At 61.0% G+C, this 26,999-nt stretch carries 21 protein-coding genes and 1 tRNA gene; 2 read left to right on the top strand and 20 right to left on the bottom strand.

Going from position 1 to position 26,999, the window contains the following annotated elements:
• From OKW40_RS17495 to OKW40_RS17460, 8 genes are read right to left on the bottom strand one after another with little or no spacing between them, the layout of a single operon-like run.
• Positions 1-2,553: a PglZ domain-containing protein gene (locus tag OKW40_RS17495; RefSeq protein WP_429490699.1), complete on the bottom strand. Its 2,553-nt coding sequence runs from the start codon at positions 2,551-2,553 to the stop codon at positions 1-3.
• Positions 2,553-4,640 (bottom strand): hypothetical protein, encoded by a 2,088-nt coding sequence (locus OKW40_RS17490; protein WP_429490697.1) that lies wholly within the window; start codon positions 4,638-4,640, stop codon positions 2,553-2,555. The genes OKW40_RS17495 and OKW40_RS17490 overlap by 1 nt, the downstream gene beginning before the upstream one ends.
• Complete coding sequence (locus tag OKW40_RS17485; protein ID WP_429490695.1) at positions 4,637-6,463, bottom strand: Eco57I restriction-modification methylase domain-containing protein; 1,827 nt, start codon at positions 6,461-6,463, stop codon at positions 4,637-4,639. The genes OKW40_RS17490 and OKW40_RS17485 overlap by 4 nt, the downstream gene beginning before the upstream one ends.
• A gap of 1 nt (position 6,464) precedes the next feature.
• Positions 6,465-7,553: a GTP pyrophosphokinase gene (locus tag OKW40_RS17480; protein WP_429490693.1), complete on the bottom strand. Its 1,089-nt coding sequence runs from the start codon at positions 7,551-7,553 to the stop codon at positions 6,465-6,467.
• Between the two features lie 8 nt (positions 7,554-7,561).
• Positions 7,562-11,110, bottom strand: a complete 3,549-nt coding sequence (gene brxC / locus OKW40_RS17475) for a BREX system P-loop protein BrxC (RefSeq protein WP_429490690.1) — start codon at positions 11,108-11,110, stop codon at positions 7,562-7,564.
• A gap of 9 nt (positions 11,111-11,119) precedes the next feature.
• Positions 11,120-11,695 (bottom strand): BREX protein BrxB domain-containing protein, encoded by a 576-nt coding sequence (locus OKW40_RS17470; protein ID WP_429490688.1) that lies wholly within the window; start codon positions 11,693-11,695, stop codon positions 11,120-11,122.
• A complete protein-coding gene (locus tag OKW40_RS17465) occupies positions 11,692-12,477 on the bottom strand; it encodes a BrxA family protein (RefSeq protein WP_429490686.1) in 786 nt (261 codons plus the stop codon). The genes OKW40_RS17470 and OKW40_RS17465 overlap by 4 nt, the downstream gene beginning before the upstream one ends.
• On the bottom strand, positions 12,474-13,028 hold the full coding sequence (locus OKW40_RS17460) for a BrxE family protein (protein ID WP_429490684.1): 555 nt from the start codon (positions 13,026-13,028) through the stop codon (positions 12,474-12,476). The genes OKW40_RS17465 and OKW40_RS17460 overlap by 4 nt, the downstream gene beginning before the upstream one ends.
• A 650-nt stretch (positions 13,029-13,678) precedes the next feature.
• Here OKW40_RS17460 and OKW40_RS17455 point away from each other — a divergent pair.
• Complete coding sequence (locus OKW40_RS17455) at positions 13,679-13,930, top strand: hypothetical protein (RefSeq protein ID WP_429490683.1); 252 nt, start codon at positions 13,679-13,681, stop codon at positions 13,928-13,930.
• Between the two features lie 106 nt (positions 13,931-14,036).
• On the opposite strand, the gene OKW40_RS17450 is transcribed toward OKW40_RS17455, so the two are convergent.
• The 11 genes from OKW40_RS17450 to OKW40_RS17400 all read right to left on the bottom strand — a co-directional run bounded on the left by OKW40_RS17450 (position 14,037) and on the right by OKW40_RS17400 (position 24,886).
• On the bottom strand, positions 14,037-14,639 hold the full coding sequence (locus OKW40_RS17450; protein ID WP_429490681.1) for a recombinase family protein: 603 nt from the start codon (positions 14,637-14,639) through the stop codon (positions 14,037-14,039).
• Positions 14,640-14,829: 190 nt separating this feature from the next.
• A complete protein-coding gene (locus OKW40_RS17445; protein WP_429490679.1) occupies positions 14,830-16,794 on the bottom strand; it encodes a GmrSD restriction endonuclease domain-containing protein in 1,965 nt (654 codons plus the stop codon).
• Positions 16,795-17,916: 1,122 nt separating this feature from the next.
• Positions 17,917-20,508 (bottom strand): DUF5906 domain-containing protein, encoded by a 2,592-nt coding sequence (locus OKW40_RS17440; protein WP_429490677.1) that lies wholly within the window; start codon positions 20,506-20,508, stop codon positions 17,917-17,919.
• Between the two features lie 59 nt (positions 20,509-20,567).
• The gene (locus OKW40_RS17435; protein ID WP_429490676.1) at positions 20,568-21,002 is read right to left on the bottom strand and encodes a hypothetical protein; all 435 of its coding nucleotides are present in this window, start codon (positions 21,000-21,002) and stop codon (positions 20,568-20,570) included.
• On the bottom strand, positions 20,999-21,208 hold the full coding sequence (locus OKW40_RS17430) for a helix-turn-helix domain-containing protein (RefSeq protein ID WP_429490674.1): 210 nt from the start codon (positions 21,206-21,208) through the stop codon (positions 20,999-21,001). Before OKW40_RS17430 ends, OKW40_RS17435 begins: the two co-directional genes overlap by 4 nt.
• 185 nt (positions 21,209-21,393) lie before the next feature.
• Positions 21,394-22,161, bottom strand: a complete 768-nt coding sequence (locus tag OKW40_RS17425; protein ID WP_429490672.1) for a hypothetical protein — start codon at positions 22,159-22,161, stop codon at positions 21,394-21,396.
• A gap of 210 nt (positions 22,162-22,371) precedes the next feature.
• Positions 22,372-22,447 (bottom strand) — tRNA-Ala (locus OKW40_RS17420).
• 64 nt (positions 22,448-22,511) lie between these two features.
• On the bottom strand, positions 22,512-22,856 hold the full coding sequence (locus OKW40_RS17415; RefSeq protein WP_429491995.1) for a c-type cytochrome: 345 nt from the start codon (positions 22,854-22,856) through the stop codon (positions 22,512-22,514).
• A gap of 8 nt (positions 22,857-22,864) precedes the next feature.
• Positions 22,865-23,656, bottom strand: coding sequence for a BON domain-containing protein (locus OKW40_RS17410; RefSeq protein WP_187628372.1), 792 nt, complete (start codon positions 23,654-23,656; stop codon positions 22,865-22,867).
• Positions 23,657-23,682: 26 nt separating this feature from the next.
• The gene (locus OKW40_RS17405) at positions 23,683-24,270 is read right to left on the bottom strand and encodes a phosphoheptose isomerase (protein WP_184002795.1); all 588 of its coding nucleotides are present in this window, start codon (positions 24,268-24,270) and stop codon (positions 23,683-23,685) included.
• Between the two features lie 142 nt (positions 24,271-24,412).
• Positions 24,413-24,886, bottom strand: a complete 474-nt coding sequence (locus OKW40_RS17400; RefSeq protein ID WP_429491993.1) for a YraN family protein — start codon at positions 24,884-24,886, stop codon at positions 24,413-24,415.
• A gap of 37 nt (positions 24,887-24,923) precedes the next feature.
• Here OKW40_RS17400 and rsmI point away from each other — a divergent pair, with 37 nt between their 5' ends.
• Positions 24,924-25,808, top strand: a complete 885-nt coding sequence (gene rsmI / locus OKW40_RS17395) for a 16S rRNA (cytidine(1402)-2'-O)-methyltransferase (protein WP_429407737.1) — start codon at positions 24,924-24,926, stop codon at positions 25,806-25,808.
• A 120-nt stretch (positions 25,809-25,928) separates the two neighbouring features.
• On the opposite strand, the gene OKW40_RS17390 is transcribed toward rsmI, so the two are convergent.
• Complete coding sequence (locus OKW40_RS17390) at positions 25,929-26,534, bottom strand: septal ring lytic transglycosylase RlpA family protein (protein WP_429490670.1); 606 nt, start codon at positions 26,532-26,534, stop codon at positions 25,929-25,931.
• Positions 26,535-26,999: the final 465 nt, after the last annotated feature.

Raw genomic sequence — 26,999 nt, 5'->3', positions numbered from 1 at the left:
TTACACTCCAAGTCGAACCGGGATGTCGGTGGGCGAGCGGTAAAGCTCTGCATCGGTTGCCGGATCCTGCACTACGACGCGCAAGGAGGCGGCATTCTCATCGCTCAGCAGGAATGCGATGGTTACCGGCTTGTTGGGCTCCAGCTCCACGATGCCTGTAGCGCGGTCAAACGGCGCATCGACCGCCATACCGACGGCCCCCACCGGCCTGCCGGCCGCGATCAGCAGCGGCCGAACTTGAATACTTGTGGCACCGAGCAGCATCTGCTTGGCACCGTGGGTAAATGTGACGCTGAAAATCCGGTTTGTCACTACATTCGGAAGGCCCATTGCTTCTATTGGGTCCGCTGAGAGGCGAGCCACCTCGCGGGGTTTTGTGCGCACCGTCAGAACTGGGATGACCATCTCCTGGAGCGAAGGTCCGCCGTGGTGAAACGCGAGGTCGCCGCCCGCCTTGAACACACCCGACGCAGCAGGAAACACGAGTTCCAGGTCAGAGGCGTAGCCGAGAGAGGACGCCGATACGCGCACGCAGCCGGGCGGCGTCGCACCGCCCCGCCCAATCCAGCACCGCCGGTGTAGCTCCACGGTGTCACCGCCGGGGGCGTCTGTGCGCATCGACTCGTCGCGGTCGATCGCGAAAAACAGATGGCCGTGGTCCGCGCTCACCACGGCGTATTCGATTCCTGCAGCCGCGAGCTTACTGATTGCGCGCGCGAGGTTGTCGATAACAGTGTCCATCACCTGGCGCGCCTGGAAGGTGAAGCCCGTTTCACCTGCGTGGTCGATTTCCTGCGAGCGAACGACGACTACCCGTGCGCCATCGAGCTTCTTTGCGAGCTTCGAAGCCTGAAGGCTCAGAAGCTCGTCGAGCGCCATGTCGACTAGGTTTGGCACACGCGCGGCAGCATGCTTCTTCCGACTCGCGAGGTCGGGTAAGAAACTGTCATCGATGCGGACACCGAGCTTGCCTGCTTGCTCGATGACGGAGAAGCTCGCCGAAGCGCCGGGCTGCAGCGCCGCCATGCCGACAGGCGTGATGCTGGGCAGTGCACCAATGGCCGCGCGAACCGAAACCTCGGAGTTTTTCGGCAAACGCTCGGCGAGCTCGACACCCATCTCGAAGCGCATGGCGTCGACGAGGATGTAGGCGACAGGCTTGGGCTTGTCTGCCACGACTTCGCTCCAGATGTGCGTCTGGTGAAGCGCACCAGGGACGGTCCACCCGGCCTTGACGAGCGCCTTGGTAAAACCCACAGCCATTGCGTGGCAGGCGTCCTCGTAAGCGCGGCGAACAACTCCCAGCGGGCGCTCGTCGGGCTCCTCGTCAAGGTTCGCGATCCACACTTCCATGCGACGTTGAGCCTGATCGAGCCGGAACCAACCATCCTTCGATGTGTAAGCGTCCAGCCACGCGGCCGCGTCCCCCGATGTCTTGCTGACCGCGTTTCGCACTTCCACCGCCACGTTACCAAGCTCGGCGATCCGCCGCGTGGCTTCCCACTGGGCCTTCCTGCTGACGTCACGGTCAAGCCAGAAGCTCTGTTCACGCTCGATTACAAGTCCCAGCGCTTCTCCGAACCTGCGGCTCAAGATCAGGTCACCCGCGTGACGAAGCAGGGCCCGCTCCTCGAAACGGAAAGTGTCGATGGCTCCAAGCCCTCCGGTAGGGAGCGTCACATTCCTCAGACCCAGTTCATCTTCGACGCGATCGGCGAGTGCCGCGTATGCATCGGGAAAACGGTTGCGGAGACGCCGCGCAAGCTCGCACACGGCAGACTCCTCATCCTTTGATGCCGGCTTGGGAACGCTGTCGAGGCAGGCAGGCGCGTCGCACGCCAAGTCGAGGCGAAACTCCCCGGCGAGGACGTAGCGGAGCGTGATGGCGCGCAGTTTCGCGAGGGGCGCGCCAAGTTGCAGATCGAGTCCGAGACGCGCCTTCACGAGCTTCGCCAGCTCTTGCGTTGCCTCTTTGCTGCCGATCTCTGCGTCACGCGCGTCGCTCACGAGCCATGCGGCCAGGAGGGCATCGTTGCTGCTCGTGTCGTAAAAGATGCCCTTCAGTATCGAAGGTGGCTCTGCGCCGGAGTCTCCCGCCGCTGCACGCGCAAGATCCTCATAGGAGACCTTTCGGTCAAATGGCAGCATCTCATCGACAACACCAAGCGTGTACTTCTGGAGGAGAACATTCTTCGCAAGCTGCTTAAGCTGGGGCTCCCACGTCGTGCCGGCCTTTTCCAACTCCATCAACACGGATGCGTGGCGGTCACGGGCGACGTTCGGCATGTAGATGATGACCGCGCCCGGAGCGTCGCTGCTCACGTGTGGCTCGATCACTGCGCGCAGCTCGAACATCGACCCAGCGTACTCTGCAAGGCTCGCCTTTATGCCGCCGACATCAACCTGAGCGGGATCGCTCGCGCCGCGAGGACCGCCACGTACCTCCTCCATAAAGACCTCGAACTCGCTGCGCTCGTCGTACCATACGACGACACGACGGGACTTGAGCTTCTCGGCAAGCTGTTTCGCAATATAGTCGTGAAGCGGGTGCATCAGGCGTTTCCTCCCTCGACAGGCCCCTTGCTGCGTCCACCACGACTGCGACCGGCGTTGCCGCTGGCAGTCGGTGCTTCGAGCAAGGTCTTTAGCGCGGACTTTACCGCGGGTGAGGTTCGCTCGCGCACGAGCTCGTCTACGGTGCGCGTGGGCGTCTTGCGCGCGCTCCACTTGCCGTCGGCGCTTTCCACCCAGAACACATCTTCGAGACCGTGTGCGATGGCGAAGCTCCGGTTCGTCGAGCACTTTGGCACCACGCGTTCGGGCCACAGATGCATCGCGAGATGTGCCCAGTCGTACTTGGCCTCGCAGAGCGCGTCCCAGGTGGACTTGAGCTCTTTTTGCCACGACTTGTTCTGGGGGACGAGTCGCCAGAGCGGCGCGAAGTTGAGAATGACTCCGTCGTCGAGATTCGGATTCCACAACGGTGCGACGCGCTTCACCTCGTCGAGGAACGCGCGCAATTCCTCAACCATGGCCTCCTGTGCGGCGAGTACCTTTCGCTCCGCGGCGGTCGCGCCGTCACGCAGTTCGCTGATGAGCGACTCGAGACGCCGCTCCTCGTGCGCAAGCTTCGGCGCGGCATAGTCATTCTGAACGCGAAAGAGCGTATCCCTGCTGAAGGTGTGGAAGTACAGCCAGACCGAGTAGCCCGCGGAGGGAGTCGCGAGCTGCCAGTAGATTGGCGCCTTGCGACGGCTCTTCGAGTACATCTTGATGTGCAGGGGGAAGAACTCCTTGGCGAACCAGGCGCGGAGGTTCTCAGGAACGTCGACGCGAACACGCTCGGCGATGGCATGAACACGCGTGGCGAAGTCATCGGCGTGACCTTCGTCGTCGACGAGCACATCAGGACGGGCGGTAGGCTCATCGCCCTCCGGGTACATGCCCGGTGAGCGAGCAGGCAGCGGATCAAAGGGGTCGGGCTCGACTGGAGTCGCGCGTTCGCCAGTGGCGACGCGCGGATCAAAACGAGCGAACGCAACGCCGAAAAGCCACGATGCCAGAGCGTCCGCGTCCGCGTCCGCGTTCGCGCTTTCGCTCACGTCGCCCTCGTCGACTTCGTTTTCGTTGTCTGCATCAACGGAGCCTTCGAGTGGATGGACGCGTTCGAACGACACCTCTATCGCAGCGCGATCCTTATCGGTGATTCTGTAGAGCGCGAAAGCCGCATCGTCAAGTTGCATCTGAATCGCCGCTAGGTCGCGCTCAACGCGATCGCGATCCCTATCCCTATCGATCCCAGCCACTCTTTCGTTCAGGACTGAAGGAAGGATGAAAGCGTGCGAAGTCTCGCTCATTGTATCTTGAGAGCGCTTAAGAGACCACGCGCGCCGCGCGAGCTTGGAGAGAGACGAAACCTCTTTGTCGCCAAGAGCGGCGATCGGAGTGCGTTGAACGACGCCGACCTCGTATGAGCCGAAGGCCATCTGGACTTCCACCAGTGCCTTGAAAGCGGTACTGGTCATGATCGCAAGCAATGCAAGAAGGTGCTCGCTGTCATTCTCTTCGATAAACGCGGCTGGCCCCTTGTGACCAAATGCGCACCCGGCGGGCATGGCGCGAACTCCAAACCCGCGTTGGGTGCGCAAAGGCCAAGTCAGCCCAGGCCGGGAAAAGTAGCCAGTGTTCTGAGGACGAGAGGCCGGACGATCCGATCCCGGCTTTGTGAACGTGATGATTTCCGAGCCACCGCTCTCCCAGTTCACACATAGATAGATGTCTGCGTAGAACGGCGAGTACGCGCCGCCTTTAGCGAAGCTCAACCAGCGCCGCCCCAATTGCGCAGCAGGGACCTCCCAGACCGCGCGGACGAACCTGAAGTCATCAGCAGTCGCGAGTCCCTGCTTGACAGAACGGTCCCCCGCTTCGAGCGGTCGCATCGTCAGAAATACCTCCCGAAGCGAGGAACTCACCCAGTAGGAGAACGGGCTGCCCGGGACGACCGCGAACGAGTCATGTTCAACATCGAACACCGCGTGCGAGGAAGCCGAGCGTCCCTGACGGACGGCATCGATGGCTGCGTGAAGCGCTGCCTGTTTGCCGTCGACCGGGGCGTCAAATGCACGAATGAACACGGTCACTGGCAAGCCTCCAAACAGTAAGCAGCGGTTTCCACCATCGCGCTATCGAGGATGCCGTATCCCAGATCGGCTACGACAGCCGGAGGGGCTCGCTTGAGGAGCACTTCCTCCCGCCACTTCTGAAAACTCGACAGGAAGAAGCCCGTGCGCGAGGTAATCGCACCCAGTCGCCCGCGCGATGAGAGCATTTCTATGCCTCGTTCCACGAAGGCGGCGTAAACGTCGTTCTTCGTCATCGGGTACGCCTTCTCGAATTCCTTCTTTGCGCGCGTGCTTCCGTCTCCGAAGGGCGGATTCATCAGAACGACATCGAACCTCTTTTCGGCCACGCCCAGCAAGGCGACGCCATGCGCGGCATCGTCTGTGAAGAGGCGCCGTCGCGTGTTCGCGGGCGGACCACCGTCACTGACGAAGCGAGCGAGGGCCGCACGGATGCGCTCTTCCGGGGGAGCGAAGAGGTCGCCAGTATGGTCGCGCTTGGCTTGGGGCGCGACGAGTCGCTCGACGCGCAGGAGCAGCCCCATGTCGCCGGCAAGGTTTAGCGATTCGACGAGTGAGGTGAATACGCTCCCGAGTTCGACGTCGGCTAGCTTGGCCACAAACTCCTCTGCGACCTGGCCATCGGCGACAAGCGGCTCAGCCACGACAATGTTCGAGCGACGGATCTGCGCGCGATCGGCACGGCCGACTCCGAAGTCCCGGTAGGCTTTCTGCGCCCGCATCCACAGCGCGAGCTGAGCGATCTGTGCGCAGCGCGGGTCAATGTCCACACCGTAGAGGTTGTACGCGAGTATCAAGCCCGGAACCGCCATGCGGAGCGCCTCGAGGCTAGGGTAGTCCTCCGCGAGCGTCCTGCCCGTGGCTTCGCTCTTCGGGCTTTCTGGATCGGCGTGAGCCTCCTCGAAGATTGCAAGCAGCAGGTCGAAGGTGTAGAGGAGAAAGTGTCCGCTGCCACATGCCGGATCGAGCACACGAAGCTCGCGCGGGTCCTTCTTCGTGCGCAGCGCAAACTCTTCGCCGGGTTTGCGGACCATGTACTCGCACCGATGGGCGAGCACGGTATCCGTGCCGCGCATCTCGTACCAAATGCGGCCGAGCGTGTTGTCGGTCAAGAACTGGACGACATAGCGTGGTGTGAAGAATTGGTTGCGAACGGCGAGCTCGCGGGTGTTGCGAGGCGCTTGGCTCTCCTCGCGCATCTTCTTTCGCTCGTCCTGGCCATTGAAGAATTGGTAGACCCAGCCAAGGGTCTCGTCCTCCCCCCAAACGCCAGCAAGCTCGGTGGCATTCAGGATTTCGAGAAGCTGCTCGAACGTCGCTCGCTTCAACCAGAGCACACTGGAATGGTCTCGCCGGTCGAACAGGACCTTCACCTCGGTCGACAACTCGTCAAACAGCGACTCGATGTAGATCCGGTAGCCGGTGCTGTCCGGGATGAGCGATAGGCCTGGGGCCATGCCGCAAAACTCGCGGTAACCGGCGGACTGTTCGCCCTTCGTGACGCATTCCTGCACGAGCTCGCGTGCTTCCAGCATCTTGAGTGCGACGAAGCGATTGAATGTAGTAAAGGCGGCATCGCGCAAATAGTCGACGACCGAGTCCGCAGTCCCCATGCCGGCGGCACGCTTGTGCTCGATGGCGGCGACTATGCGTTCACGCTGGAAAGCTTGGCGGACCGAGAGATGCTCGCCGGCCTTTGCGGCAACAGTACCGTCTCGGTGCACATCGAACTCGCCCTCGAGCTGCGCTGCGAAGTCCTCCTCGAGGAGCTTCCGCGCTCGCTGGGTCGCGCGTTCGATGGCGTTGCGTGTGTCCTTATCCATGTCAGGGTTCCACTGTCTCTGATCCGCCCACTGTTGGCGCAGCAGTCAAGTCCACGAATTGCTCGGCGAACCATTGCACTCTTGCGACGCCCTCTGTCGGAGCATCATTGAGTGGCGTCCGAAGATGCTTGCCGATCTTTGGCAGCAGTAGCACCAGCAGAACATCTGATGAGTTGCGATCAAGTGTGAACCGTGTCGATCCTTGTGCGTCCAGTCGCTGCGCGAACGAATCAAGCGCCGCTTGTGCAGAATCCGTCATCGGCTCGGGCAGATCGAGAAGCTTCCGGATGCTGTCGGGGCTCAGTAAACGGATAGGCAAGAATGATTCAAAAAGTGCCCCAGCGTTGCGGGCAAACTCTATTCCCGGAAACCAGTTGCGCAGGCGCGCGACGAAGTCGTATACGTCGCTGAACGTACCGCCTTGTTCCCGCTGCCGTCGTTCGGTTTCGGCAAATAGGCTCGATATCGTGCCATCGCCCATGCGCACCGATTGGCCAAGCATGACTAGGAAATTACGTTCCTGCTCTGAAAGCGTGCCAGCGGCCGGCTTGTACCCAAGATCGTGTTCAATCTCGTTCCAGACGTGAGCCATCATGCTGCAGACCTGCACCTCACATGGGACGTCCATAACATTCGCATATGTTCCAACGCCGTCAGTCTTGGTCAGGTACACCTCGATGTGGCTCGCGCGGTAGAAGTTGTCGGGGTTGTCGCGATTCTTGTCCTTTCGTTCATGGGGCGGCCGCTGACCACCAGCATCGCCGAACCGACGGCAGACCAGCTCTACGACCTGCTCCTCGTGGCGCTGCTCATAGGTCGCAATTCTCACCGCGGCAAGGTCACGAATCTGCTCGAACACGGCGTCAACGTCCGGAATCGACTTCTTGCTGTTGGCAGCAAAGCGTCGCAGCTTACCTTCGAGGCTCTTCGGGCTTTTGGCCCGGGATGTCACCTGAGCACGGATGGCATTCCCCTCAACGATTTCGGACCGGCAAATCTCGGCAACGCGCGCCGCGAGCTTGAGGTAACGGTCATACTCGCGGAGGTAGCGTTGAACAGCCTTCTTGATGGTGTCGTCAGAGATCGTCATGTCGGTCCCTACTGGACAATGACTTTCTTGCCGGCACCGATTAGGCGGGAACACTCCTCTCGAATACCGTCCAGCGCAGCCTCGAGCTGATCCTCAGTCTCTATTCCTTCCGCGAAATAGCTTCCGACGCTCACCGTTACGACGCGCTCGCCATCAATGATGTGCCGCAGCTCCGCGGTGGCCGCGCGAAGACGCCCCTCACAGGCATCGCGATCTGCTCGAAGCTGCGGAATAGGCACGTCTTCGGGATCGCGTTTTTGCCCACGCTCGAAAGGCTCCGCGATACGACGCCGCTGTTCTTCGTCGATCTCTGTCCAGCCCGGCACCTTGACTAGCTTGTCGAATGCCTTCGAGTAGGCAGCAATGCGGGCATCGAGTGCCTCGTTGAAGCGTTGACCGTACTCGGTTTCAATCGCTTTGGTGTGCTGGTCGATCGATGGCAATTCCCTGAAGAACGTTTCACGCGCGAGGAGATCTTCGAGCGACGACGCGCGAGTGCGCAACCCTTCCGAGATGTCGGACTCTCGGCTTAGAAACTTCCAAAGCTCGCCTTGAGCGTTGCGCGCGCGTTCGAGATCGTGAAGGCGCGGCTCGGAAAGCACTTGCTCAAGCTCGACAGCGCGCTTGACAGCGTCTTTGATAGCGCGATGGCTCGTGTTGAAGGTCGCGATGGCGTTGTCCTCTGAGCCCCGGAGGATGGCCTTCATTTGCCCGATGGCATCGTCTAGCATCACCCGTCCTGGCAAGCGATTGCTGTTCAGCGTTGCGAGCGCTGCAGAGACCGAGTCCTCGTTGCGCGCAACCTCCTTACGAAGCTCCGCAACTATTGCGCCGGCGTTTAACTCCTTCACCTCGCTACCGAAGGTGTCGCGGAAGGCCTCCGAGGCTTTTACGAGCTCCTCGAATTCGATACCCTTCTTCGGCCGGAACGACGCCTGGCGGAACAGGTTGTTGTTTGAGAAGGTTTCGCGCGCCTCTACCCCGGTGACGGTATCGATCGTTTGTCCCTTGCTCGTCGCTTCGATCTTCCCGGCGCGGAGCAACGAAAGCACCAAAAGACGCACGACCTCGAAGTCCCAGCCGAAAGGCTCTTTGGCGAACTCGTCGGACAGGTAGCGGCCGCTCGCCGTATCGCCGTAGTTGGCGCGCTCCTCGATGCGGTCGAGCACTTCTTTCAGCAGGCCGCTTTCTGTACGGAAAACTGTTTTGCCCTTCTCGTCACGCAGGACACCGATGCTGCCGAACACGCTCGGGAGCCCCTGGAGGTTCTCGGCAACGAAGAGGGCGTCGGTTCCCTTCTTGACGTCTGCCGCACGGGCTGCAGCCTCCTTGAAGCGATCGAAGACCTCAGGTAGCACCTGACCAAGCACCTCGGCGGCGGTCTTGCCTACATCCGCGGCAAGATCCCCAGGACTGCGGTCGTTGCCGCGGAAGTAGATGCGGCCGGATAGGCACGCGGCGCGCAGAAGGCGACGAAGCTCGTCACTGTGGCGCCGCAGACGAACGCGCTCCTCGGCAATTAGCGCGGGCGTGTCCTCGCCCCTAGGCTCGCGCTCCTTGCGGGCAAGCATCTCCTTGGAGCGGAACAGCTCGACGGTCTCCCGGTCGATGGCATCGCTTAGGCCGACAGCCCAGAAAACATGCTTGCGCTCCTGCTGACTGCGCGTGCGCAGATCGGCGGCGAGCGCGTCGAAGTCCTTTCCGTCCTCGGCTAGGTACGCCTGGAACATCATGTCGCCACCCGTGACCTCACGGCCGTGGATCGCCAAGCCCGCCTTGAAGGTCTTTGTGTCGAAGAGGGTGTGCGACGGCTGGGGCTGCCAGAATGCAGACAGCACCTCGGAGTAAAGACGGTGCGAATCACCCGGCTTCGGGCTGATGCCGTTGCGCAGTCGCTCCCAGTCATCTTCGGCGGGCGTCGGGATGCGATAGCCGTCGTCGCCTTGGCGAACCTTGTGAGTCGCCACGAGCTCTCGAAGTGCCTCCTTCACCGATGCGAGCTGGGAATCGCCGTCGACGCTCGGGTGGAGCGCGGCTGCAATGTTCTCGGCGCTGCGGTGTACGCTCTTCACGTACTGAAGCAGGCAGATCACTTTCGCGACCGGCTGCGCGAGTGGGTGGCTCAGCTCCTTCGAGATGGCGACGATCTTAGCGCGGACCTCCGAGCCGATGTTCCCCTCAACGAGGTCGTAGACATGGTCGAGACGCACAAGGTCGCCGAGCTGATGGTCGGCGAGGTTCACGGCCGGGTTGACGAGAAGCTGTTGCGCTAGCTTGATGATGGTGCGGTTTGCGCCGCCGACGTGCTTGCTCCCTCCGCCCTGCGTGCGCAAACCCGAGACGACCTGGATGATGAGGTCAATCTGGAACGGCAACAGCGGGTATAGGTCGATGAAGGTCTCGCGCGATAGCTCCGGAAGCTTGACGTCCGCGGTTAGCCGTGTGTGTTCGATGAGCCGGCCACGATGCCCGTCGAAGAGTTTTCCTAACGCTGTCTGAGCGGCTGCGTTCTTCGAAAGAACGCGGCGACTGGTGACCTCGGAGATGTCCGACGGTTCGAGGTGGACCTGTAGCGGGAACCGGTCCATCAACCGCGCCAGCTCGATCTTCTTGTCGTCGAGACCGCTGACAAGCTCGCCGAGCTTCTCCTGGGAGGTGACGACGACCCAGTGCCTGCCTCGGCCCTTCACGCCGAGGCTTTGCACAACGGCTTGCAAGTCCAGCATCTTCTGGACGTCTCGCGCGACGAACTGTCCAACTTCGTCGACAACGAACATCAGCGAGAGTCCCGGCTTGCGACGCTTCATTAGCTCACCCACGCGCTCGGCGAGCTTACCCGGCGTAATGTCGGCCTTGTTCTTGACTGCCTTCACCCAGGAGTCGGCCATCGGGTACGTATTGGGATCAAGGCTGTGGATCACGCGGCTCGCCTCGGAAAGTGCGAAGGCCACCTTTCCCTTCTCAGCAGACCAGTCCTTTTTGAAGAGCTGCTTGTATTCTTCCTCGAAGCGGTCGAGCTGCCCCTTCTCCTCGAGTCCAATCTCGAGCTCCGAAAGGTCGAGATCCTTCGCATAGCCTAAGCTCTGCAGGAAGAGCCCATACATGATCTCGGTAAGAGTCTGGTTGCCGCTGCGAATACCCCGGTCCGTCGAGACGTCAAAGATGACAGCATGAGTGGGGATCTTCTCGTTGATGGCCTGCAGCAGAACCGAGAGCTTCATGTCGCCGGCGCGCTCGGCGAAGCGCTCGGCGGCGGACTCGCCCGCCACGGTACGGTTCCCGATGGAAAGCCCAAGCATCTTGGCGAAGCTCGACTTACCGGAGCCGAAGAAGCCTGATACCCATATGGCGATGCCCTCATGCGGCTTGTTCGGCGTCTCGCGGTAGGCGTCGAAGATGGCCGTGTAGTGCGAGCGGATCGCGTCCGTTACAACGTACTCGTCAATCTCGTCGCGGATGATCTCTTCATTGGTCTGGTCGACCTTGATGACTTCTTCGATGCGACGGTGAATGTCGTTGGCGAAGAGCGTCTTGATAAGCGTGGGCGTCGTCATCATCGGTAGTCTTCAAAAGATCTTCGGGCGATAGTTGTGCTCCGCGTCGAGCACGCCCATGAACCGCAAGCCGGCCGCGCCATCGAAGTCGCCCGGATAGAAAAGAACGGTCGGAACGTGAACGCGGCCCTTAAGCTGCTCGAGCAGCGAGAAGGTTCGATACATGGGGAATAACGCCCCGGTGCGCATGATGAACACGACGTCCCGCAATGGGTCGGGCTCCTCCGGCATGCAGGCGCTGACAAGATCAACAAGCGGCGAGTACTCCGAAAGCACCGAGTGAACGGTCTCGACGATGGTTTCGACGCCCTGTTCCCGCTCGGCAGCGAACCACTCCTCCAGCGGACGTTGCGAGCGCATCGCTTCATCGAGACACTCGGCGAGCGAGATGCGCTTCACACGCTTGCCCTTCTGGGAAAGTCGTGTCTCTAGGAGGGTCACCTCCTTGCGCAGGTCGAATTCGTCCTCTGGATCATAGCGAAATAGCGCGTATGGCATGTCGTGATACGCGCTGATACGCTGCCGTGGATCGGGTAGTTCGAGGACGGGCTCGAGGTTCTGCTTGATGCGGTGTGCGAAGTCGCTCATGCAACCATCCTCTCTGCGTATTTGTAAGAACTCGTGCAGGGGAGATCCAACTGCACGAGACTGCCGGCCACGTGGTATCCGAGCTTGCGGTATTGGTGGAGTCGTAGGAGCTCTTGCTCGACGTCGGCGGGATGCATCAGAAAGAGCCGCCAATCGCGCGACGCGATGACCTTGCTTGGGCTCAGTTGCTCCTCGCGCATCGCATGGAGCAGGTACAGAAAGCTTTTCTCCGGCAGGTGGAATGACGCGAACTCCTTATTGCCGGAGCCACGTAAAAGACCGAAGTCGACAGCGATTTTGAGTAGACCCGCAGCGACGCGCTTCGTTGTTTGCTGAGACCAGGTGTGCTCGGTGGTTGCGCCACGCTCGGCGATGCTGCCTAGGTATTCCTCGACATCCTCGCTGCAAACGCGGAACGTGCCGACATCGTACGCATCGAAAAGCCATGTCTCGAGGAAGTCGCGGACCAAGAACTCGTCGCGCGTCATATGCCAGAGGAGCAACGGTTTCCACTCTTCGACCGGCAACCCATGCTGCGCGAGCAGGACCAAGGGACGGTCACGCCCCTCAGGGTCGAAGCGGCGATTGAGCACCTTAGCGACGTCGCGCAGCCAAGTTGCGCTGCTCGCACCGATGAAGTTATCCTGCCGTAGACGATCGAGATTCTCGCGCTTCGACCACTCGAAGTCCCACTCCGAAAAAATGGAGTAGGTTTCGTCAATCATCGCGCCTTTAATAACGGTAAATGAGGATGCGACATTCGCGCGGGAGCTCGTCGTCATGTGTCGGCCCACTTGATATATGGGACCGCGAGAGCTCCCGGCTCGCCCCGCGCAAAGCCGAGAGCAAGCATCGCAATAACCGCATTAGCGTTACCACGGACATCGGGCAGCGGTACGGCACGTCCTTCTGCCGAGCGGCGCAGCCGCGCATAGGCATCAAGTTCGGCCTCAGTCACCAGTTCGAGACTACGGAATATCTCGACCAGATCCGTGCTGCCCAACGTCTCGATCCGCTCGAAGAATGAATTCCAGTCGCTTGCATGATCAAGCCAATACTCCCAACGTGCGTCGAAGTCCTCCTCGACGGCCTCGGGCAGTTTCCAGAGCGTCACGCAGCCGGGCGGGTTGAACACCTCGTCGCACCGCTGAGCGGCAACGGCGAAGACCGAACGCGCTTGTGCGAAGCGATATGTGCGAGGAAATCCGCGTCGCAGCACTGTAGCGCCAAGTCTTCCCATCTGGCCCTTGGTGTTCCACCAGCCGGCGTTGTCGAGTTCCCCGAAGCGCCCCACAACGATGCGAAGCCTAAGTAGTTTTTCAAGATCAATCATGCGTCACTCCAAGGTGCAGCTTCTTCGCCCATGGCGACGCCCCTTGTCTTTTGGTCTTCCTTTTCGCGCCAGCCAAATCGTTGCTGCTGCCCAATATCGGCTCACTAAAACCGCTGGGTTTCGCCAACCTTGGAGCCCGGTATTTTCTTGGATTCCGCTATGCAAAGAGCGTCCCGTTTGCCGACCTTCAGATGAGCAGCCGCTTTTTCTAAAGTCAATTACTCGTCAGCGTCGTCGCACATTGGGTCCTTCCCAGTCGGAACGAAATATTCATTCTTCGTAGCAAACTTTGGAAGGATACGGCAAATTCGCCTAGGTTTGAACAGGCTTCGTGCAGAACGGCCGGTAGTGTGGGCGATCGGCTGGAGAACCCCGGTTGCCGCACCAAAGCCGGTGATTGAAAACGCGGCGGCTCGGCGAGATCGGGAAGGTCAGATATACCGGCTCGACACCAAGGAATCACGTTGCCTGCAACGGCATAGAGGCCGAAGCTACTTAATCGTTCCACGCGATAGGTTAAAATCCTGCCCGAAAAGATCATGCCTCCGCCCCCAAAAAGGACCGCAGCCATCGCTGATGGGCCGTCCGAGAACAACGCTACCGCATGGACTCTACTTGCGGTTCACCAGCGCAAGCCAGCCCCAAGTCGCATGCCGGCCCCGATTTACGTTGCCCAAGAATTTTTAATTGATTGTCCCTATCTGCGTGTTCGCTCCCGATGGGACCCGTTTCGAAAAACAAAGCGGGTATGCCGGGGGCCGAAAATTAACGACAATGGACCGTCAGATGGTGATCAAACGCCAATTCATAAGGTCGGCCAGATGAAAGTCGCTTCGCGACTCGCAATTGCCGGTGAGATCGACGTGGCAACTGCGCTTTTAGCGATGGAAGCTGTGGCGTGACCGCCACCGGCAGAAAAAGTGCGTTTGTGGATTATTTGCGCCACCCTCCGTATTGTTAGTTCGAGTCATGGTCGAGCACACACTGGCCTACACAGAATCGCGGCCCCTATGTCATCTCATCCTCATTTCTGGCCTCAGCCCGAGCTCGCACTCGCATGATCGTCTGCCGCGTTGTCTTGTAGTCGCGAGCCAGTTGCGCTACCGATACACCCTCCGCCAAGCGCGCTCGAGCCTCGGTCTGTTGCGTTGACGTCAGTGTCGGCTTGCGACCGAGTGACTTCCCCTCAGCCTTCGCACGTGCAAGACCGCTTTGCGTGCGTTCTATCAACAGGTCGCGTTCGAATTCAGCGACAGCGCACAACACTTGCATTGTCATCTTGCCTGCCGAGCTAGTTAGATCGATGCCTCCGAGCGCTAGGCAATGCACGCGCACTTCGATTTCGGTCAATCGCTCGACGGTTTCACGCACGTCCATTGCATTTCGTCCGAGGCGATCGAGCTTCGTTACAACAAGCGTGTCCCCTGCTTCGAGCCGATCAAGTAGCCTCGTGAAGCCAAGGCGCTGCACGGCCGCTACCGACCCGCTGATACACTCTTCGACGATGCGACGTTTATCAACTGCGAAACCGGCCATCTCGATCTCACGGCGTTGATTCTCAGTCGATTGGTCGGGTGTGCTAACGCGGCAGTATGCGAATACGCGGGACATGGCGACGCCTCAAGATAGGATGGCGATGTACAAATACCATGTACGAATAATAGGCAATGTTCCAAAACCTCAACTCCTAATTTTCGTACCCCCTTCTATGGCGGGGTACGGAATCGTTCGTTTTCGAACACCGCCTTCACGGCTAACGCGGCAAGCGCGATTCTGTGCCTTACGTTCTAAGCGAGGTTGCTCAGGCATGGGTGCCGGCCGCCAGAACTTCCGCGGTCACATAGCGACGGAAGGACTTCGAGTCGGTAAAGCAACGGTACCCCGCCTGACTTGCGAGGGTGATGACCGCCGCGTCTTCGTTGAGCAGCACTGCGACCGGTTGGCTCAGCTCCTCCTGAATGCCGTTCGGCCAAACTAGGTCGAACACGGCTTTCTGCTCGCCGGTTGCCGGGTCGGCAAAGTCGTAACCAAGAATGCCTCGCGGCAGCCCTTCGGATTCCACCCAGCTGTTCAAGGCCTCAAGTTCAGCCTCTTCTTCCTCACTGGAGATACCGCTGACAACCATACCAACAGGCAAAGTGGGCGCTGCAGCGGTGGCCAACCAACGATCATCACCGTGGAGAAGTCCTTCCATGCGCCGGTTGAGTTCTGCCGCGAGCAATTCCTTGCGCACCTCCAAGAAGTCGCGGAACCGCTCGATTTTCCACAGCGCCGGATCGGTCGGAATCCATTGAGAGGCCAGTACGCCAGGATGCGCTGCGTCGACCTCAGGGAAGTAGTCTTGCGGCAATCGGTCGCTGATGCTGAGGTTCGTGTCCTTGGTCAGAAAGCAGAAGTTGGCCAGCGCATTAACTTCGGGGCGTCTGTAGTTGCGTCTGTAGAGCTGGGCTTTGGGGAAGATATGATGTACTTCCAGCCGGCTCATCTTGCCAAGAAGGCTCGCCTTTAGCGGAAGTCCCGTGCCCCAGTCCCGGGCGGCGCCCATCCGTGTCAGCAGATAGAGAACCGGGTAGAAGCGCGCTCCAAGACTCCATCCGGTGAAGTGTCCGGCCTCCGCCCGCAGTCCACCATGCCACAACCGCAACTGTTCCAGCAGTTTGTCGAGGCCGCCGTCCTCGCCTTCCAAGGCAGCGAGGTCTTGGTCGATGAACGACTCAGTCGATCCCGAAAAGCGTCCCCACATCGCCGCCTGCACGTACCAGAAGAGCAGCTTGTCGCGTTCCTTAACGTCCATCGGACCGGTTTTATTCGCCTGCCGCTGATCGAGGTAGCGCGCCATCACCGGTACGCCGAAGCGACCAAAGAACACCTGGTCGTGGTCGAGCCCGAGACGTCCGCCGATCAGATTGAGGCAAGTGTCGATGTGCTTGGTCGTACGTATCAGAGCATCCTGTACTTCGGCGGCGCTCTTCTCATGTAGGAACTGGAACTTGGCCTCGCCTGTCAGCACCGTGTTCACCGAGCGCAGCAACCAGTCGAGATTAAAATGGTAGTCGGCTTCGACCCACTCTTTGAGCTTGGCCTTCATGGCGTCGCGGCCATCGGGCCACTCCGCGCAGATCTTGGCCAATGCAAGATCACCTTTCGAGAGCTTGGTGCCGCCACTATTGACTCGATTGAAAATGTCCACCACCACATCCAGCGATTTGTCCGCGCCGGTAACCTCCTCGATATGCAAGTCGACGTCAGTGATCCCGAGCAGGCGGCTCAGGCGGCCCGCGTAGTCACCAACCTTGGCGGCAAGCGACGGCTGAGTCGCCAGTCGGGTGACATATTCACCGAGCCCCGCCGTGCCTTTCTTCATCAGTTCGGTCACGTCGATCCACAGCGAATCGTCCTTCATCTTGACCGGCTGGTAGAACTCGAACGTCTCGCTGTCGAGGTGGAAGCGCAGGCCGGTGAAAGCCTTCGCGTTGCCGTCGAAGAATTTGGGCGGCTTGCCACGCACGACGCCGTAGAGCGAGGTCATACGCTGCTGGCCGTCTAGCAGAAGCTTCACCACCCCCGCCGCCAGCGGACCGTCTCCCCTATGGGTGGCGGTCGTTGATTCGGTAGCCCAGACCAGCAGGCCACCAACGGGGTGACGGCGGTAGAGCGAATCGAACAGCCCACGCACCTGATCGCCATTCCAGACGTAGCCGCGCTGGAATTCGGGCAACGCCATGTGGCCGCTGTCTATGTGGTCAAGGATGGTAGAGATCTTCATAAGAGCCTCGATTTGCCGGAAAGCAATTCCTGCCTCACCGCCTGTTTGAGGGCGCGGGTTTTGTCGCAGCGGACTTCCCGCGCCGGCAGTTCAGAGTCCATGTCGGAGCGGATTGTACCGGAGAGTCGCGGTTCAATGCCCCCTCCGGCCGGCAGCCGTTGCGAAACCCATCACTCGGTACTCCGCGGTAACTAACGACGCTCACGGACACAACGCCCGGAAGCACTTCGCCATGGGTGTTCACCTGCCCCCTGTTGCCAGCAGCAATCGGGCGCGCGCGGTCCTGATGGATGGGTCGCCCGGGGAAAGGCCGCGCCAAGTGCGACCGCCCAGCCCGCCTTGACTTCGCCTCAGCCACCGCGCCTAGTCATGCTGGGGATGACGCGCAGGCTTCGAGGCTATAGGCCGGTAACACCGTTGCGAGGAATGCGGAAACACCGCTCCGACAGAGCTTGCCCATCCATGCTGGAAGCGCATCCGGCTCATCCCGCTGACGACGCAACCACAGGTGTCCAATCCGACGAAGTGGCTTTCGTGACAGCATCGACGTGCGATTCAGGAACCTAGCGGCGCTTTAGTCGGCCCGAAAAATCGGCAGCCAACGCTGGAATCAAGAGTCAATTGCCGACTACATCGGCGACGGCGTGTAGTTCAAAGTCAGTGACATAACGAAGAGCGTTAACACGAGCCGTATTTGCAGCCAAGCCACTCCTGCGCGTCGACTACCTGCGCGCGCGATACCTGTATGCGCGTTCGACCCTCTGACAGCGAATGCGAGCCGCCCATCAAATTACCCTGCTCGTCGGGCTGCCTCAATGCTCACGTGGGCAGGTAGGCATCCAGCCGCCGCGCCGCTTTTCCAGATGTGTGAAAAAGCCCCTTGGTAGGTGAGCTGTGCTAGGTGGGCTGTGCTACGGGTGATCGCTCCTTCACCCCAAAGAAAAAATGCATATGCGTACGCGCTGCGTTGCTCATGTGCAACAACCACATTAACACTTAGACCTAGCACAACAATCACGCAGAACGTTACGAATACGCGGTTCCATGGGTGTGCTAGCTGCCGTGCTAGCCATCTTGCTAGCCACCGTGCTAGCTCCCTATTCGAGAGCTAGCACGGGCGATTCAGTCCAGATAGTCCTGTGTCGCCCCCTGGCAGAACGACGCGGCGAGGATCGGCTCGGCCATTTCCCACCAGTTCGAAGGAGGCTCGCACAGCGATTCGTGCCGCCAGAAGTACGACGGTTCGCGGGTCGGACCTACCCGGTGGCGCTCGTCGCCCATGCGGACATACCCATTGTCGGTTAGGAACTGCGACGCAATTGCCGCGAGTTTCCGCCGCACCAGTTGGCTGTCCGGCCCGAGCTTCGCCTTGATCGCGTCCACGAAACAGGTCGAGGCAATCCACAATTGCGTCACCCCAGGGGCTTTGTCCGTCAGCACCTCCTGGCAGGCGGCGTCCACCTCGGTTCGCGACATGTCGATCACTATCTCGCGCATGGCGGTTAGCGGCGCGCTGCCGTCGGGCTTGAAATCCGCATGGAAATCAGCGAAGTGCATCAGCCAGAAACGCATCGCTTCCGGGTGCGTGCGAATGGCGTTGAACAGGTTGGAATACCAGTCTGGGTTCTCCGCCTTGAACTGCTGAAGCGACGCAGCGCCGAAGCGCGACCGCAGAAACATATAGCGCCGGTCGGTGTCCGTGATCGGCACGCCGTCAAGATAGTTCGAAAAGATGATGTACTGGGTAGTATTCACCGCCTGGTAGGTCTGTTTGCCCTTTGGGTGTACGTCAATGCTCTCATTCGTAATAAACGGCTTGAGCTTATTGCTCGCGTCGAATCTGTTGTGCCCGTGCAGTTTCATCTCCTCGATAGCTGTGACACATTGGCCTACGGCCCAGTCGGTAAACGGACTTGCCTCCAGGGTATGACCGTTGAGGGAGCGCACGTTGGCGGAGCCCATCACCAAGCCGAGTAATTCCAGAAAAAAGCTCTTGCCGTCGCCCTCCGGTCCACACAGGTATGGCGCCCAGCGAATTTTTTTCCCGGGATTTTGCACGACAAACGCCAGCCAGGACATGAGCAGTTGCTGCTCGCGCTTGTCCTGCAGGATGTTGGCGATGTGGGCTTTCACTGCCTCCACTGCGGCCTGCTGGTCCGCCATTAGCACATCAGGCATGGACGGCACGGAAGCAGGATCATAGCGATTAACATGGGGCACGCCATTTACCTGGAAAACGTCGCCCATCTGCGGGTGGTAGCCGATGCGGCGAACAACTTCAAGATTCCATTTAGCGGCAACGGCATCGGCCGCCTGTCTAACCGGATATCCGGAATCGTTCTTCGGCATGTCGCGGTTGTGCGTGACGTTGAACGCGCGGTGGCTGAGCCTCGCCTTGGTCCTCTTATTGAAGTAGACGTCGTCGTCGGTCACGTACACGTACTCATGCACCCAGGCGGGCGCAGCGTCGGCGTCCTGCGTCACGGCCGGCGCGAGCAGGCCGCGCACCTCTTCAATTTGGAAACTTAGACCCGTTACTTCCTGCAGCCGTGCATGAAGTGCCGGGACCAGTCGTTTGCGCGCGAGCTGATCGACGGCGGTGTCGCTCCGGATCAGTTGGGGCAGCGTGTCACGCAACTGCCCCTCGTCGTCGGTCGCCTGGATCTGCTCCAGCCAGTGAGTGACGCGCTGACGCTTCCACGCGATACGCGCCTTTTTCGCCATCTCGATGACGGTAGCAAACGTTACCGGCCGCACACTGGGCGAGCGCGTGAGACGATCCCATTTTTCATCAACGACGCCGTCTTCATATTTCTCGCCGCGCGAGCTCCATTCGGTGACGGCTTCAAGCCATGCGTCGGACTGCCCGAGACCCGTCCCTTGGTGATGCATGCCGCGCAATACATTCAGCCACTCGGGCTCGGGAAGATCCGGATCAAGGTCTGCGAGGTGTGCCCGCGCCACTTCCAGCGTGACACCGCGGAGCGGCGGCTCAGCAAAGGTCAGTACCGCGAACTCATCGTCCGCGACCGTCGGCGTCGAGCGCACTCGCGACTGTTCGCCGTGCGTCATTTGTCCAGAAACAGCCTCCGCCAAGTAGTCGTCCGGATTCAGGTAGCCATCACCTTGATGCAGGCCACACTCAAACTCAGCCTGCTTATTTTGCACAGGCCGGTACATGATCCGTTCCGCTTCGAGTGAACCACGATCGAGTGCCGCGGGAAAAAAGGATGCAATCGTCTGGATCAGCGAGCGATGTTCGGCACGCGAAACGTCACGCCGGGACGGAACAATTACGCGGATACGCGGTTTCTCAGGCGTATGGGACCGCGTCGTATGCCACAAATAGGTGAATGGGGCGAGCACATCGCCTCGAAGAAGCGCGGCGAACAATCCTGCCGTGTCGTGGTCGAAGTCGAACGCGAGGGCCGATGCATATTCGAAGGATGCACCGTCGCGCTTGTTGCCCTTGAACGAAGCGAACGCAACGAAAGGATCGCGCGCCTTCACTTGGTTCCTCGCCGCCGAACGCAGCGCCATGAAGTCACTGTGCAGCATGGAATTTTGCTTCGGCCTCGAGATAAGCGAAGTCAGGCCGGCGAAATCAAGAGTTTCTCTTTTGGTGATTGCGCCACGGTCGCCCTGACCGAACGATACCAGCACCGGACGTTCGACCAGCGCAGGACGGAGCTGCGGAAGTTGGATATCTTCCATAATTTCTTAGAAATCCTAATATTCCCGGTGTCCGTCATGGACTGCCGGGGGCTTTATTACTATTCCGCAGCGCGGGCCAGGTAGAAGTCGGGATCCAGTTCCTTCCTCGTTCTGTTCAGCGTCTCGTAGAAGCCAGAAGTGCAGCCTTTCCCCGGGACACGCAACACTGCAGTGTGCGCCATGAAAACGGGGCGGAGGCGCGGGCCGAACAGGCTGGCAACGCGCGGAGAGAGGCGCTGGTATTCGGCGGGCGTAACGTTGCGGGCAAGCGGAATCACCGCGCACATAGCCGGCTCACCGGGCAACGTGATGGCGCGGTGCAGCCAACGAAAATTGAACGGGCTTTTGACGAATTTTGCGTCGAATTCGAGCGCACGCATCAGATCGTGCAGGTTGTTATCGAAATAAAGCGTCAGCGCCGAGAGGGAGACAATGTGCTCGTCGTCCCAAAGACCGTCGGTGCACTCGCCGAACACGCAGTAGCGATCGCTCATGCCGCCCCTCCATCCAGCAGCGCCTGCAGTTCAGCGACGCGCCACGCAAGGCGGCCGTTGATGCGAACTGGACGGATGGGCCCGTTTTCAAGACATGCCCATTTTCGGAGCGTCTGCGGCTTGCGGTTGAGCGCAGCGGCAGCCTCGTCCGTGGTGAGAACCTCGGGAAGTGTCGCGGCAAACGGAGGTGAGTATGGTGCTTTCATCGTGGTTTCCTTTCCCGCGTGTGCGGGTCTGTTGATTCACGATGAACTTCACTGGTGGGAAAACTCACTGGCAAGCAATATCGAAAAAGCCAGCAAACCTTTGTGTACGTGGGCTTGGGCCCGAGACTTCCGCGCGGGGAAAACGCTGGGAAAACGCGGGGAACGCCTCGCACGTTCCCCGCGTGTCAGTTCTTCGCTTTCTGCTGCCACCATTTCGTGCCTTGCAGTGCCTCACGCTGGACCGTCTTGGAGTTCTCGATGACCTCCCCTCGCTGCCCCTTGATTCCGAGCATGCGCATTTCGTCCATAACGCGCCGGGAGTACCCGATCAGACTATCGCGGACACCGATAGCCGTGTCTCGTTCGTATAACACGTTCGCAATCTGCCGCGCATGTACCGTCCAGTGGACGACACGCGCGGCCGCGTCGCTCGCCGACCGCGCTCGCAGCCATTGGTCAATCCACGAGTTGTAGCGCAAGCGCTTGTGCTGAGCGATCTCGATCCACTGCTCCAGCCGCCTCGCGCCGGGCTGTGCCTTTTGAACGGCCGTGAACTCGTGCAGCATGGCGCGATAGGCGCGATTGTCTTCCGAGTCGGCGGGAGTGCCTTCCGGATCGTCGAGCGGGTTGATGTACCACAGTAGCATTGCAGCCTGCTGCGGTTCGACGCCTGTACTGTCCCACCAGAAAGATGCGGACATGAGGTCATCAAAAAAGGGCAGGAAACGTGCGTCGTTGGATCGACCATCACGCCCGCGAACGTCGATCTCTGGACCTGGCCGACAGTTTGACTGGAACGCGTCGGGAGAGCCGTCGTTGCGCGCCAGCGTAACGGACCCGCCACAATCCGTACACGCAACGGCTTTAGCGTCGCGCGAGTCGTCGGGAAGAAAGGTATCGCCGGTAGTGCCGCAGGTGACACAGCGGTAGCCGAAACGGATCTGCGTTGCCATGTAAGTCAGTTTCAAATAGTTAGCTTAGGCCAGACTGACTGTCAGGCTGGCCGACGTAGATGGCCGCCCCAGTCGGCCGGTTCGTAAATCGCTGCGTTCTGTAGAATCATGATTGATTCACGTCGACCGAATTCGGTTACACCATGGTTACATGGCGTGCAGAAACGAAAAAGGGCTACAGGCAAATCGCCTGTAACCCTTTGATATTCCTGGTGGAGAGGAAGGGGATCGAACCCTCGACCTTCGCATTGCGAACGCGACGCTCTCCCAGCTGAGCTACCCCCCCAACACAAAAATAATTCTAGCACAGCCATTTTCCCTTTTGCCAAGCCTCCAGCCCCGGGAAAACCTCATCTGGACGGTGCGCCCGCGAGCACCCAGTCGACCACCGCGCGGATATCCGCATCGCTCATCGATTGATGGGCCGGCATCGGAATCATGCCCCATACGCCGGAGCCGCCGTCCTTCACCTTGCGCGCGAGTTTGGCCGGCGCCTGCGCGTCGCCCTTGTACTTCGTGGCGATTTGCTGGAACGACGGACCAACCAGCTTGCGATCGACCGCGTGACAGCCCATGCACGCATTCGCGGCGGCGACCTGCTGGCCGCGCGGCGCCTCGGCCGCGCGAGCACGCGACGTCATCGTGCCGGCGAGCGCGCCCACCACCAACGCGAACACGACACCCGCACGCCTCATACCGCGCATCAAGGCACCGCCTTCGGATTACCCGGTCGCACCGACGTCGACGAGTTGACCGGCGCAGGCGCCTGCTGATCGAGCGGCCGCGCGCTCACCGACGAATCGGGAATCGCGCCGACCGTCGGCTCGCTGACCTCGGGCTGCGAGGCGGCCACTGGCGCCGTCGCACCGGCGGCCGCAGCAGCTTCGGCTTCCTGCGGCTGGATGTACTGGAACACCTTGACCACCTGCACGACGCCCGGCACGCGGCTCGTGACGTCGGCGCCGATATTGCCCTCATTCATCGTGACGAGGCCCATCAGATAGACGTTGCCGCGCTCGGCCACGACCTTGAAATTGTTCGCCGAAATGTTCTTCTCGGCGATCAGAGCGGTCTTCACGCGCGTTTCGAGGTAGGTGTCGTTGGTGCGCGACGAGAACGAGCTCGCCGGCGCGATCGCCAGTTCATTGACGATCGTATTCACGTTGTTCATGTTCCGCACGATGCTCTCGGCCCGCTGCTTCGACGCCTCGCCCGCGACCTCGCCGGTCAGCAGCACGCGGCGGTTGAACACCGTGACGTTGACGTGCGCGGAGTCCGGCAGATTCTGGCTGATCTGCGACAGCGCCTTCACCTGAATCTCGCGATCCTCGGTCTGCGCGCCGAGCGTGCGGCGGTCGGTCGCCATCAGCGCGCCGCCGCCCGCCGCGGCCCCGACAGCGAGAAAGCAGCCTTGCAGCGTGGCCGACAGGCCCGCCGCGAACCCGACCACGAGCACGGTTCTCACCAGTGTCTTCTTGATGCGGAAAACGCTCATCAACTAGCTCTCCTTCGAAATCAGTCTCAGTCTTCGCCGAGCAACATGGCATCGATGCCGTCGCACAGGCAATGGATGGTCAGCAGGTGCACTTCCTGGATGCGCGCCGTGCGGTCGGACGGCACGCACACGTGAATGTCGGTGTCGCTCAGCACCTCCTGCGCGCGTCCGCCGCCCTTGCCGGTCAGCGCAACGACGATCATTTCGCGCTCATGCGCGGCTTCGATCGCGGCCAGCACGTTCGCGGAATTGCCGGATGTGGTGATCGCGAGCAACACATCGCCGGGCTGACCGAGCGCCCAGACCTGTTTCGCGTAGATCTGTTCGAACGAATAGTCGTTGGCGATCGCGGTGAGCACGGAGGTGTCGGTGCTGAGCGCAATGGCCGGCAGACCTGGCCGCTCGCGCTCGAAGCGGCCGATCAGCTCGGCCGCGAAATGCTGCGCGTCGGCGGCCGAACCGCCGTTGCCGCACGCGAGGATGCGATTGCCGTTGGCGAGCGCGGCGAACATCGTGTCGATCGCGACGGCGATCGGCATCGACAGGGTTTCGAGGGCTTCGAGTTTGACTGCCGCGCTGTCGCGGAAGTGTTGTTGGATGCGTTCGACTGACATCGAGTCTCTATCTTGTACCGCGAATGGACCGCACTGCGCGGCCGTGTTGTGAAGTCATACTGCCAGGCTGTGGCCGCCGATGAGTTCGCGCGGCACGCGAGCGCAAGTTTATCGCACTCACGCGCGTTGTCTGCGCTGTCGGTCAGACTTCGTCGGCGCGAAACGCATCGCGCAACCACACGAGCCTGCCGCTCTCGAACGCGACGACGTCGAAACGGCACGCGGGTTCGTCGCGCGGGCCGCGGTTCGTCGTGGCGCGCGTCGCGAGATAGTGCCGCGCCGCTCGCACGATGCGCTGTCTCTTCTGCCAACCGATGCTCGCAGCCGCACCGCCATAATGCCGCTGCGCACGCGCGCGAACTTCGACGAACACCAGCGCGCCGTCACGATCACTCATCACGAGGTCGATCTCGCCGCCCCGACATGTGACGTTGCGCGCCACGAAGCGCAGACGCTGGCGCTGCAAATATTCTCGCGCGCGTGCTTCGAAAGCCGCGCCGACGGATTTGGACTGGTGAGCGCAGGAAAAGTTGTGGGGGGTTTTTGGACCGGCGTTTATGGGCATCTTTTGCGCAGTGTTCGGCACGGCCTGCTCGCGCAAGCCCACATGGCACAATGTCGGCCTCGTTCCGTCTGTTTGTGTCTTCCGTGTCATGACTCCTCTCTCCGAACTCGCGCAAGGGCAGCAGTACCCCGCCGCCGCGCTGTATGTGGTGGCCACGCCGATCGGCAACATCGCCGACATCACGCTGCGCGCGCTGCACGTGCTCGGACTCGCGGACCGCATCGCCGCCGAGGACACCCGCAACACCGGTCAGTTGCTCGCGCGCTACGGCATCTCGAAGCCGCTCGTCGCCGTGCATCAGCACAACGAGCGCACCGCCGCGCAGCGCGTGATCGAGTATCTGCAGGCCGGCGAGCGCGTGGCCTACGTGTCCGACGCGGGCACGCCGGGCATCTCGGACCCCGGCGCCAAGCTCGTCGATGCCGTGCGCGAGGCCGGCTTCGTCGTGGTCCCGCTGCCCGGCGCGAGTGCGCTCGCCACCGCGCTCAGCGCGAGCGGCGACTGGGTCGCGACGTTCTCGTTCCTCGGCTTCCTCCCGCCGAAGCCGAAGGCGCGCGCCGCCGCCTTGCAGGCGCTCGCGCAACATCCTCACGCGATGGTGTTCTACGAAGCGCCGCACCGGATCGTCGAGACGGTGCAGGCGCTCGCCGATGTGTTCGGCGGTACACGCCGTCTGCTGATCGCGCGGGAACTGACGAAGTTACACGAAGCCCTGCACCAGGGCACCCTGGCCGAAGGGCCAACGTGGCTCGCTGCCGACGCGAACCGGCAGCGTGGCGAATTCGTGCTGGTGGTCGAAGGCGCGGCGCCCGAAGCGGCCGGCGAGCACGATCACGACGCGCTGCTCGGCATCCTGCTGGAAGAATTGACGGTGAGCAGCGCGGCGAAGGTCGCGGCAGCGCTCACGGGCGCATCGCGCAACGTGTTGTACGCGCGCGCGCTGGCGCTGAAGGAAGACAAGCCCGAAACGTGAGGGTCGAGCCCGGCGGGTAAAAGGCTGACGGCAACAGAAAAGGGCCGCATGTCGCGGCCCTTCGATTTTCTGCAGACGGTTGGTTCAGCCGACGCGGCATCATCGCCACGTAACGTCACATCACTTGTTCGAATCCGAGTTCGACGCGAGCGTCTCGTTCAGTTCGGCGCGCGCTTCCTGCTGCGTGAGCCCTTCGATTTTGACCCGCGCGGTGCCGGTGTGGCGCATGTCGAGCATGGCGGCGGCCGCCATCGACAGGTCGATCACGCGGCCGCGGGCGTACGGGCCGCGGTCGTTGATCCGTACGATCACCGAGCGCGAATTGGCCGGATTGGTCACGCGCACGTACGAGCCGAGCGGCAGCGTGCGATGCGCGGCCGTCATGGCATGCATGTCGTAACGCTCGCCATTGGCGGTGCGGCGGCCGTGGAAGAAGCGTCCGTACCACGACGCGCGTCCGATCTGATGGAAGTCCGCGACGTCGACGCCGTCGTCGGTGAGCGGCTGCGCGTCAGCCAGCGGCGACGCGGGCGCGTTCGACGCGCTCGGGCTCGAGGCCGGCGCGCTACCGAACGATTGTGGTCCGAAAGAGCTCAGGTGCGTGTTCTTTGTACTTTGCGGCGTGTCGTTCGCGGACGTATCGGGCGCGCCCGGAGGCGTGGCACAGCCGGCCAGTACAAAAAACGCAAAAAGAGTCCCTACACCACGGGTTAGCCGAGTTTTCATAAGACGTGCAATCACATTGTCGAGCCGCGTCACCCGCAAACTGCTGGGTGTGTTGCTTGCAGCTCCGGCGGTAGGGACGACAACGCGCCGCGCGAAAATGCGCAGTACGTCAAAGCCCGGATACGGCTCACTCAGCCGCTACCGCACGGTTAATTTTCACGTCTGGCGCAACCTGTCCCCGGCAGCCTGACCAGACCCCACATGCCGCCAACTGAACGTGGCAATGACACGTTCTTGCGCGCGCAACTCAGCGCGCAGGAACGGCGGCGTAGGCCCCACCCAGCGTCACGGAGATTAATTCCGTAGCAGGCGCGCGGCGCCTGGCTGGGCAAGACGTGTGCATCGAACGCATCGATACTGATGGCCGTCGGCATTCCGACAGCCCTTACTTGAACGGCGAGCGGCATTCCCTTTTTGTGGGAACGCATCGCCTTGTGGCAGCACAATTCCTAGTGCATGGAGTCC

The organism is Paraburkholderia sp. RAU6.4a (assembly GCF_050435625.1).
Classification (GTDB): domain Bacteria; phylum Pseudomonadota; class Gammaproteobacteria; order Burkholderiales; family Burkholderiaceae; genus Paraburkholderia; species Paraburkholderia tuberum.
The sequence above is the reverse complement of the archived record's forward strand: the minus strand, read 5'-3'. Positions and strand labels throughout refer to the sequence as shown.